Source organism: Pseudoduganella umbonata (genome assembly GCF_014192225.1).
Classification (GTDB): Bacteria; Pseudomonadota; Gammaproteobacteria; order Burkholderiales; family Burkholderiaceae_D; genus Rugamonas; species Rugamonas umbonata.
Genome location: NZ_JACHXS010000010.1, coordinates 278,735 through 287,200, shown reverse-complemented (window position 1 = coordinate 287,200; position 8,466 = coordinate 278,735). Strand labels below are relative to the sequence as shown.

The 8,466-nt window shown below is 66.5% G+C and carries 9 protein-coding genes; 4 read left to right on the top strand and 5 right to left on the bottom strand.

Annotation, left to right across the window (positions count from 1 at the left end; all coding sequences use genetic code 11):
• From FHS02_RS23775 to FHS02_RS23765, 3 genes are all read left to right on the top strand, one after another.
• A partial coding sequence (locus FHS02_RS23775; protein WP_183444267.1) for a choice-of-anchor U domain-containing protein occupies window positions 1-2,199 on the top strand: 2,199 nt, incomplete at its 5' end.
• A 24-nt stretch (window positions 2,200-2,223) separates the two neighbouring features.
• Window positions 2,224-2,895, top strand: a complete 672-nt coding sequence (locus FHS02_RS23770; RefSeq protein WP_137315476.1) for an outer membrane protein — start codon at window positions 2,224-2,226, stop codon at window positions 2,893-2,895.
• A gap of 94 nt (window positions 2,896-2,989) precedes the next feature.
• Window positions 2,990-3,379, top strand: a complete 390-nt coding sequence (locus tag FHS02_RS23765; protein WP_137315477.1) for a VOC family protein — start codon at window positions 2,990-2,992, stop codon at window positions 3,377-3,379.
• 43 nt (window positions 3,380-3,422) lie between these two features.
• On the opposite strand, the gene speD is transcribed toward FHS02_RS23765, so the two are convergent.
• The 5 genes from speD to FHS02_RS23740 are packed head-to-tail and all read right to left on the bottom strand — an operon-like array spanning window position 3,423 to window position 6,891.
• Entirely contained in the window at window positions 3,423-3,797 is a 375-nt protein-coding gene (gene speD / locus FHS02_RS23760; protein WP_137315478.1) for an adenosylmethionine decarboxylase, read from the bottom strand.
• Window positions 3,794-3,967, bottom strand: coding sequence for a hypothetical protein (locus tag FHS02_RS23755; RefSeq protein ID WP_175424880.1), 174 nt, complete (start codon window positions 3,965-3,967; stop codon window positions 3,794-3,796). Before FHS02_RS23755 ends, speD begins: the two co-directional genes overlap by 4 nt.
• A complete protein-coding gene (locus FHS02_RS23750; RefSeq protein ID WP_137315479.1) occupies window positions 3,964-5,433 on the bottom strand; it encodes a DUF4178 domain-containing protein in 1,470 nt (489 codons plus the stop codon). The genes FHS02_RS23755 and FHS02_RS23750 overlap by 4 nt, the downstream gene beginning before the upstream one ends.
• A 7-nt stretch (window positions 5,434-5,440) precedes the next feature.
• Complete coding sequence (locus FHS02_RS23745) at window positions 5,441-6,493, bottom strand: SPFH domain-containing protein (protein WP_137315480.1); 1,053 nt, start codon at window positions 6,491-6,493, stop codon at window positions 5,441-5,443.
• A gap of 11 nt (window positions 6,494-6,504) precedes the next feature.
• Complete coding sequence (locus FHS02_RS23740; protein ID WP_137315481.1) at window positions 6,505-6,891, bottom strand: DUF350 domain-containing protein; 387 nt, start codon at window positions 6,889-6,891, stop codon at window positions 6,505-6,507.
• 56 nt (window positions 6,892-6,947) lie between these two features.
• Here FHS02_RS23740 and FHS02_RS23735 point away from each other — a divergent pair, with 56 nt between their 5' ends.
• Window positions 6,948-8,459 carry a polyamine aminopropyltransferase gene (locus FHS02_RS23735; protein ID WP_137315482.1) on the top strand — a complete coding sequence of 504 codons (1,512 nt, stop codon included), beginning with the start codon at window positions 6,948-6,950 and terminating at the stop codon, window positions 8,457-8,459.
• The last annotated feature ends 7 nt before the right edge of the window (window positions 8,460-8,466 follow it).

The following is an 8,466-nucleotide window of genomic DNA, read 5'->3' as shown; positions in this document are numbered from 1 at the left end:
ACGGACAACGACAGCCGCAGCATCACGGCCATCGTGGCCGAGGATGCCGCGAACATCGGCGCCAATCCGGTCGATAGCGCGGTGGTCGAAGGCCACACGCTGCGCTACACGGTCAGCATGAACGCCGCCGGCGTAACGGACGGAGAGTATGCACTCACGCTGTCCGGCAGCGCCGCCACGGCGGACCTGGGCGCGATCGCGTTTTCAAATGGCGTGACGTGGAAGAACGGCGATCCCGCCACGGGCATCGTGATCGTGCCGGCAGCGGTGACGAGCTTCACGGTCGATGTCGCCACCGTGGACGATACGGTGGTCGAAACGGCGGAAACGGTGGTGATCACGATGGGCGGCATATCGGCCAGCGGCACGATCGTCGATAACGACGTGGTAGTGACGCCGCCTGCGCCGGAGACGCCGACGACACCCGAGACCCCGACGGTGCCGACGGTGCCGACGACACCCGAGACCCCGACGGTGCCGACGGTGCCGACGGTGCCGACGACGCCCGAGACCCCGACGACGCCCCCGGTGCCCCCGGTACCCCCGGTACCCACAACGCCCACGACGCCCACGACGCCCACGACGCCCACACCCCCGACGCCCCCCACGACGCCAGGACTGCAAACGGGCCTCGACCCGGCATCGGACGACGGCAACAGTTCGACCGATACCGTGACCAGCGTCGTCACTCCTGAATTCACGATCAGCGGCGGCACGCTGCTGGCGGCCGGCGGTACGGTCCGCCTGCTGGGTGCCGCCGGCGAGGTGGTGGCCAGCAACGCGATCACGGCGGAGGATATCGCCGCGGGCAAGGTCAACGTGGGGGCCGGCTTGCTGGACGATGGTGTCTACACGTTCAACGCCCAGATCCTCGATGCCGGCGGCAACCTGGTGGCCCAGGCTCCGGTATCGGTGACGATCGTCACCGACGTGGACGGCGTGGCGCCGTCGATCGAACTGGCGGCCAATGGCGGCGACTTCAACCACGACGGCGTGCTGGACTGGCAACAGCACGCGGTGGCGCAAATGCCGATGCGTTCGCTGGCCGACTTTGCACTGGGCAAGAACGCATCGGCCGCGTCGTTCGGCGCGGTGCTCGCCGGTTCGGTGACGACCGTTGGCGAGGCCGTGCAACTGACCAACGGTGCCCAGCTGAAGGACCTGAGCCTGACCGACCTGCCGGCGGCGCTGCCGCAGGAATTCCGCGCCACGTCGCCGGTGTTCAACTTCACGGTCACGGCGGAAGAGGGCGTGGCCAGCCTGCCTGACCTGGATGCGACCCGCGAGGGCCTGCAAACCCGCGTCGTGATCGACCTGGCGGCCGGCGGTTCGCTGGCGAACGATTTCCTGAAGTTCGACAGCGCCACGCAGACCTACTACAGCTTCCTGGACGACCAGCGGCTGGACACGATGGACAACGGCGCCACGCTCGTCGACCTGAATGCCGATGGCCGCATCGATCGTATCGTGCTCACCTTGACGGATGGCGGGTGGGGCGACGAAGATGGGCTCGTCAACGGCACGATCGTCGACCCGGGCATGCTGGCGTTCGATACGCCGGATCACCAGGTCTACAGTATCCTGCTTGCCGACGGCGACCGTTACTACACGGCCAATGCCACCGAGGCGGCGCAGAAGGCGGCTATTGCGGGCAACACGTTCGAAGGCGTGGCTTTCGACGCTGCGCCGGGCGGGCAGCAGATGACGGCGTATTACCAGCCGTTCACGCAAGACTGGACCTTCGCGGCCGCTGGCCAGGCCCTGCCTTACGCCTGCTATGGCGCGGTGGCCGGCGCCGGTGGCTTCACCGCCCTGGCGGCCGGCAGCGGCATCGGAACGGATTTTCACCTGTACCAGAATACGCGGGGAGAAACCCAGCTGGTATCGGCGGCCGACGCGGCATCCCTCGGCCTGGCGGCCCAGGGTTACACCGACCGTGGCGCGAAGTTCGCGGCAACGACCATCAACGCCTTTGATTTCGACGCGGAAGGGTACCTGGTGGCGAACCAGGACAATGCGTCGGTACAGGCCTTGATACAGCAGTTGGCGGCGACCTACCAGTCGAGCAGTGCGGCGGGCTTTGTCGATGCCGTCGAGCAGAACTATTTTGCGCAGGTCACGATCGTCGGTGTTGCGCACGGCACGGCCGCCACGGCAGCCGAGCTGAACGCCGCGTTCGGTACCGCGTTCGCGAATTGAGTCGAGTCAAACATCGGGAGCTTTATGAAACGCAGCAATGGAGCAATTGTGCACGCGGCGCTGACCGCAGCAGTGCTGGCAACCGGGGCGCTGGGAGCGGCCGCTGCCAGTGCCGAGTCTTACCGCTATTGGGGCGCGCACCTCGGTGCCAACACGCTGGACGATTGGCAAGCCCGCGTCGATTTCGGTGCCGGTGTCGCATTCGATGGCCGGGCCGACATGAAGCGCGGCCTGCATGGCGGCCTGCAGGTGGGACATGCCACCGAGCATGCCCGCTATGAAATCGAATACGAACGGGGCGCGCTGCGCGTCGAGAAGCTGGCCCTCGGGCCGGTGACCGAGGCGGCCGATGGCCGCGGCCATTACGATGCCGTATTCGCCAATGCCTACCGCACGGACCGGCTGTCCGAAACGCTGGGCACGTTTTTCGGCGGCGGTATCGGCTGGGGGCGGGTGGAGCTGCCGGAACTGATGCTGGGCAGTTTCGATTGCCGCTGCTTCGGCCCCGCGTCGAAAAGCGGTTTTGCATGGCAATTACGCGCCGGCCTCGAATACCGGCTCACGCCGGTACAGGCCGTGTCGGTGCAATATACCTGGCTGGCGCTGCCGGCACCGAGGCGCGATGCCGGTGTGGCCGTCGATTACGAGCGCCGCCGTTTCGGGGCATTGTCACTGGCGTATTCGCGCCGCTTCTGAACCGAACGGCAACGCCAGCTACCAATAGTCAATCGTGCGCGCCGGGGGCCGTTCATCGGTGATAGGCTGGTTGCTCTGACTTCAGGAGCAGCGCATGTTTCATCATCTCGGAATTGTCGTGACGGATTTCACGCGCAGCGCGGCGTTGTATGACGCCTGCCTTGCGCCGCTGGGTATCCGTCGCACCGAAACCGACATGGACTGGGCCATCTACGCCGCCGAGGGCGGCCAGCCGTTCATCTGGCTGGGGTCCGAAATTCCCACATACTGGGCCGCCGGCCACCAGGCCGGCAATGCGCCGATCCACATCGCCTTCGCGGCACCCGATCGCGAAGCCGTGGACAGGTTCTATGCCGCAGCGATGGAACACGGCGCCGAAGACCACGGGCCGCCCGGTCTGCGGGTCGGCTCGGGCCACTATTACAGCGCCTACATCCTCGATTTCGACGGCAACAACATCGAGGCCACGCTGCGCGAAAAATAAGCGCCCGCAGTCATCTCGCGCAGTTATCTCCCGGCGATACCTCTCATTCCATCACGGCTTCGTCAACCGCGCAGCGCTGCACGGAGCGGACGCGACAGTGAGTGGGTGCCAACGCCTGACGCACCATATCCAGCGCCCGCTGCGGCGCCGCAGCGCCGCACATGAAGATGTCGACGGCGGCAAACGCCTGCTCGGGCCACGTGTGGATCGAGATATGCGACTCGGCCAGCAGTACCACGCCAGTCACGCCGAGCCCTGGTCCGAACGCATGGAAGTGGCTGTGCAGGATATGCGCGCCGGCGGCGTCTGCCGCTGCGCGCAGCAGTGCCTCGATCCGCGCGCAGCTCGTCAACCGGTCGGCCGCGACGCCGGACAGGTCCGCCAGCAGATGGGTTCCCTCGGCCTTGTAAGTGCTCACTTATGGCCTCCGCCGCCACCGCCCCAGCTGCCGCCGCCCGTGTTGGACGACCATGTCGAGCCGCCGCTACGGTAGCTGCTGCCGCCGGAGCTGCCGGAACCCATGCTGCTCCAGCTGAGCACGGTCGAAACGAAGACAACGGCAATGCCGTAGATCCAGAACTTCTTCATGGCTTGTCGTTGTTATCCAGGAAGATCGCCGGCAGGTACAGCGCCAGCCCGGCCAGCACCGTATAGGCGATCGTGCTGCCGAAGTTGGCGATCAGCGGGATCGCGTTGAATACGCCGGCCGCGATGACCAGCAACTTGGCCGCGCTGCGATAGCGGGTTCCACTGCTCAGCGTGCCCGGCGCGCGCAATGGCGGCGCCGTACCTTTCAGCACATCGGGGAACCATGCCTTCACCTGGTCGAACGCCACGGGTGCCGAGCGCGACCAGGTGATCTCGCTGGCGCTGCGCTCCGCCGCCAGCGTAACCTGGCCTTTCTGGAATTCCTCCACCTGCGCCACGTCGCCCACTTCGACACGCCAGTTGAACGCGCCGGCGGCGAACGTCACGCGGGCCGGGTAGCCGTACAGCCGCCGATACGACACGTTGTCGAGCAGCACCGAGTCGCCGCGCCAGTCGGGCCAGACGTCCATCGCGTCCGACCGCTGCCAGCCATCGCCGGTCTCCACCAGCCACGTGAAGCCGGTACGGCTTCCGTACAGCAGGTACTCGGTCCACTCGGTGCCTTCGTCGTCCGCACGGCGCATCACGCCGATCACGGTAAGTGTCTGGCTGCCCAGCCTGCCCTCGGCGCCCAGCGGCAGCGTGGCGCTGGCGGCCAGCGTGGCGTCGACCCGCTCGCCGGCGCGCAGCACTTCGATCTTCGGGCTGGCCGCGTCGAGCTGGGCGCGGCAGGCCGGGCATACCAGGTTCGCCGTCATGCCCGGCAAATAGCGGATGCCGTTGCCGCACGACGGGCAGTCGAGCGCTTCGACCTTGCCGCGGAAGCGGCCGGCCGTGCGCCGGATTTCCAGGTCGTCACGCAGCAGTTGCGGGCGCAGGCTGTCCAGCGCCACCGGCACGCCGCCATAGGCCAGCGGCTCGCCATCGGAATAATCCAGCGTGAGGAAGGCGCCTCCGCCGCGCAGGTCGGCCACCTTGGCTTCCCAGCCTTCGGCCACGCGGAACGGCAGTTCGCCCTGGCCGCCGGTGCAGCGCGCCGTGCGCACGTCGGCCGCCATCCAGCGTTCGCCGGCCACCGTCACGTACTGGCCAGCCCGCAGTTCGCCGAAGGCTGGCAGCGCGCCTTCCAGCCGGCGTTCGAGCGTGATCGTGAACTGGCCCGACGCGTCGCCCAGCCAGCCCGCCTGGCCATCGTCGAACAGCAGATACCACTCGTTCCAGAAGCCGGCGTCGTAGCGCAGCTGCAGGCGCCCGATCACGGTGAACGGGCGATTCGCCCAGGTGCCGGAGGTGCCGAGCTGGATCGGCGAATAATCTTCCAGCACGTCCGCGATCTTGCCGAGATCGCGCACGCTGCCGGCCTCCTTCAGCACGCCGGTGCGGCAGTATTCGCAGACGGCCATCACGGCCGCGTGCGAGCGGAAGCGCACCTCGGCGCCGCAGTTCGGGCAAGAGACGACTTGCACCTGCGCGTCAGCCGATCAGTTTCTTCAGCAGCTCGGCTTTCGTGCTGTCGTAGTCGGCGGCGGAAATCAGGCCCTTGTCCAACAGACCTTTCAGCTTTTGCAGCCGGGCTTCGATCGAATCGTCGGCCGGTGCCGGCGAAGCCGAAGGAGCAGCCGACGGAGCCGCCTGTGGCGCCACCGGCGCCAGCGAAGCGCCGACCGCCTGGCCCATCGCCTGGCCGATCGTCACGCCAGCACCCAGCCCGGCGCCGATGCCGGCGATGCCGCCTTCGTTCTGTGCCGCCAGCGGGATCGCGGTGGCGGTCTGGTAGCGGGTAAAGCCGGCCATCTTGTCGGCCGACAGGCCACCCTTCATGCCGGCCGAAATGCGGTCGTCCAGCGCCTTCTGCAATTCCTCGGGCAGGCTGACGGAAGCCACGTTGAATTCATCGAGCCCGATGCCGTAGCGGGCGAACGCGTCGGCCAGGTCGCCCTTGATTTCCTGCGCCATCAGCGCCTGGTTGGCTGCCATGTCGAGGAACGCCACGTTCGAGCCGCCGATCGAGCTGGCCATCGTGGACAGCAGGATGCCGCGCAGCTGCTCTTCCACTTCGTCGCGCGTGTACGCCTCGCGGGTACCGCTGATTTCGGTGAAGAACTTGCGGGCATCCGTCACGCGATACGAATACATGCCGAAGGCGCGCACGCGGATCATGTCGAAATCCTTGTCGCGGATGGTCACCGGCTGCGGCGTGCCCCACTTGCGGCCCGTCTGCACGCGCGTGCTGAAGAAGTACACGTCCGACTTGAACGGCGCGTCGAACAGCTTGTCCCAGTTTCGCAGGTTGGTCAGCACGGGCAGCGTCTGCGTCGTCAGCTTGTGGGTGCCGGGGCCGAACACGTCGGCGATCTGGCCCTCGTTGACGAACACGGCCACCTGCGACTCGCGCACCACCAGCACGCCGCCGTTCTGGATCTCGAAATCCTGCATCGGGTAGCGCCAGGCCAGCACGCCTTCCTGGTCCTCGTTCCACTGCAGGACGTCGATGAACTGCTTCTTGATAAAGCTGCCGATACCCATGGTGGGCTCCTTCAGGAAATGCAGGCGGCGTTGATGCCGCCGATGGAAAGGGAAATGGTACCGAGCAGCGCGCCGAACGCGCTGTTGCCCGCTTCGATCTGGTCCTTGGCCATTTTCAGCGCGCGCGTGGTGACCGCGTAGGCCAGCGCCTGCACGACCATCGCGCCGAAGGCCCAGGCAAAGAATTCCTGGTAATTGCGCGTGTGCAGCAGGCCGGAGGCGATCGTCAGCGAAAAGCCCAGCAGGGCGCCGCCCAGCGACAGTGCCGCCGCGTGGTTGCCTTGACGGATCAGGTGCACCTCGTCGTACGGCGTCATCCACGTATAGGCCTTGAAGAACACCGCCAGCAACGCGGCGGCAATGCACAGGTGGATCAGGTAGTTGGCAACGGCGAACATGGCTTATGATGACAAGCTGTGTAGACAGAGAAACATGATAATCCAGCAGTAGGTCGATGAACAAAAAAATTCTGATCCTGTCCGTGTTCGTCGTCGCCTCATGCGGCCTGGCCTATGAACTGATCGCCGGCGCACTCGCCAGCTACCTGCTGGGCGATTCGGTGCTGCAGTTCTCCACCATCATCGGCTGCTACCTGTTCGCGATGGGTGTCGGCGCCCACCTGTCGAAATACGTGAAGGACGAGCACGTGCTGGCGCGCTTCGTCGACATCGAACTGGCCATCGGCCTGATCGGCGGCGTGTCCGCGGCCCTGCTGTTTCTCACGTTTTCCTGGGCCGCCGCGCCGTTCCGGCTGCTGTTGTACGTGATGGTGTTCATGATCGGTGCGATGGTCGGCATGGAAGTGCCGCTGGTGATGCGGGCACTGAACGCGCGCCAGACCGCGTTCGCCGATATCGTCAGCCGCGTTCTCACGTTCGATTACCTGGGCGCGCTGGCCGTGTCGCTGCTGTTTCCGCTGGTGCTGGCACCGCAGCTGGGCCTGGTGCGCACCGGCTACCTGTTCGGCATGCTCAACATCGGTGTGGCGCTGTGGACGATCCGCGTGTTCCGCGCCGAGCTGGATAACCTCGCCGGCCGTACCCTGCGCGCCTGCGGCGTGCTGGTGGCCTTGGCGTTCGGCTTTGCCAGCGCCGACCGGCTGACGCATTTCGGCGAACATTCGCTGTTCGGCGACGAGATCGTGTACGCCACCAGCACGCCCTACCAGCGCCTCGTGATCACGCGCTGGAAGGACGACACACGGCTCTACATCAACGGCAACCTGCAATTCTCGTCGCGCGACGAATACCGGTACCACGAGGCGCTGGTCCACCCCGCGCTGGAACGGCTGCCATGGGCGAAGCGGGTGCTGGTGCTGGGCGGCGGCGACGGCCTGGCCGCGCGCGAAGTGCTGCGCTACAAGAACATCGAGCAGGTCACGCTGGTCGATCTCGATCCGGCGATGACCGCCGCGTTCCGGACCCGCGCCGAACTGGCCGCGCTGAACCGCGGCGCGCTGTCGGACCCCCGTGTCAGGATCGTCAACGCCGATGCGGCCGTGTGGCTGCGCGGCACCGACGAGATGTTCGACGCCGTCATCGTCGATTTCCCCGACCCGTCCAGTTTCGCGCTCGGCAAGCTGTACTCGGTGCCGTTCTACAGCATGCTGCGGCACCACCTGGCGGCCAACGGCCTGGTGGTGGTGCAGTCGACGTCGCCGTACTTCGCGCCGCACGCGTTCTGGACCATCGATGCCACGCTGCGCGAAGTGGGCCTGCGCACTTACCCGTACCACCTGTACGTGCCGTCGTTCGGCGAGTGGGGTTTCATCCTCGCGTCGCCGCAGGGCAGCTTCACGCCGCCGGTCACGTACCGGCTGCCGATGCGCTTCCTGAACGGCGCCACCACGGCGGCGATGTTCACCTTCCCGCCGGACATGCAGCCGTTGAAGATGGCGCCGAACCGCCTGAATACCCAATCGCTGGTGCACGAGTTCGAGCAGGACTGGCACCGCACGATCCGCTGAGGTAACA

Excerpts from the sequence above, each read along its gene's own strand:
- FHS02_RS23740 (WP_137315481.1), bottom strand. The coding sequence starts at position 6,891 with ATGTTCGCCGTTGCCAACTACCTGATCCACCTGTGCATTGCCGCCGCG.
- FHS02_RS23745 (WP_137315480.1), bottom strand. The coding sequence starts at position 6,493 with ATGGGTATCGGCAGCTTTATCAAGAAGCAGTTCATCGACGTCCTGCAG.
- FHS02_RS23765 (WP_137315477.1), top strand. The coding sequence starts at position 2,990 with ATGTTTCATCATCTCGGAATTGTCGTGACGGATTTCACGCGCAGCGCG.
- FHS02_RS23735 (WP_137315482.1), top strand. The coding sequence starts at position 6,948 with ATGAACAAAAAAATTCTGATCCTGTCCGTGTTCGTCGTCGCCTCATGC.
- FHS02_RS23770 (WP_137315476.1), top strand. The coding sequence starts at position 2,224 with ATGAAACGCAGCAATGGAGCAATTGTGCACGCGGCGCTGACCGCAGCA.
- FHS02_RS23755 (WP_175424880.1), bottom strand. The coding sequence starts at position 3,967 with ATGAAGAAGTTCTGGATCTACGGCATTGCCGTTGTCTTCGTTTCGACC.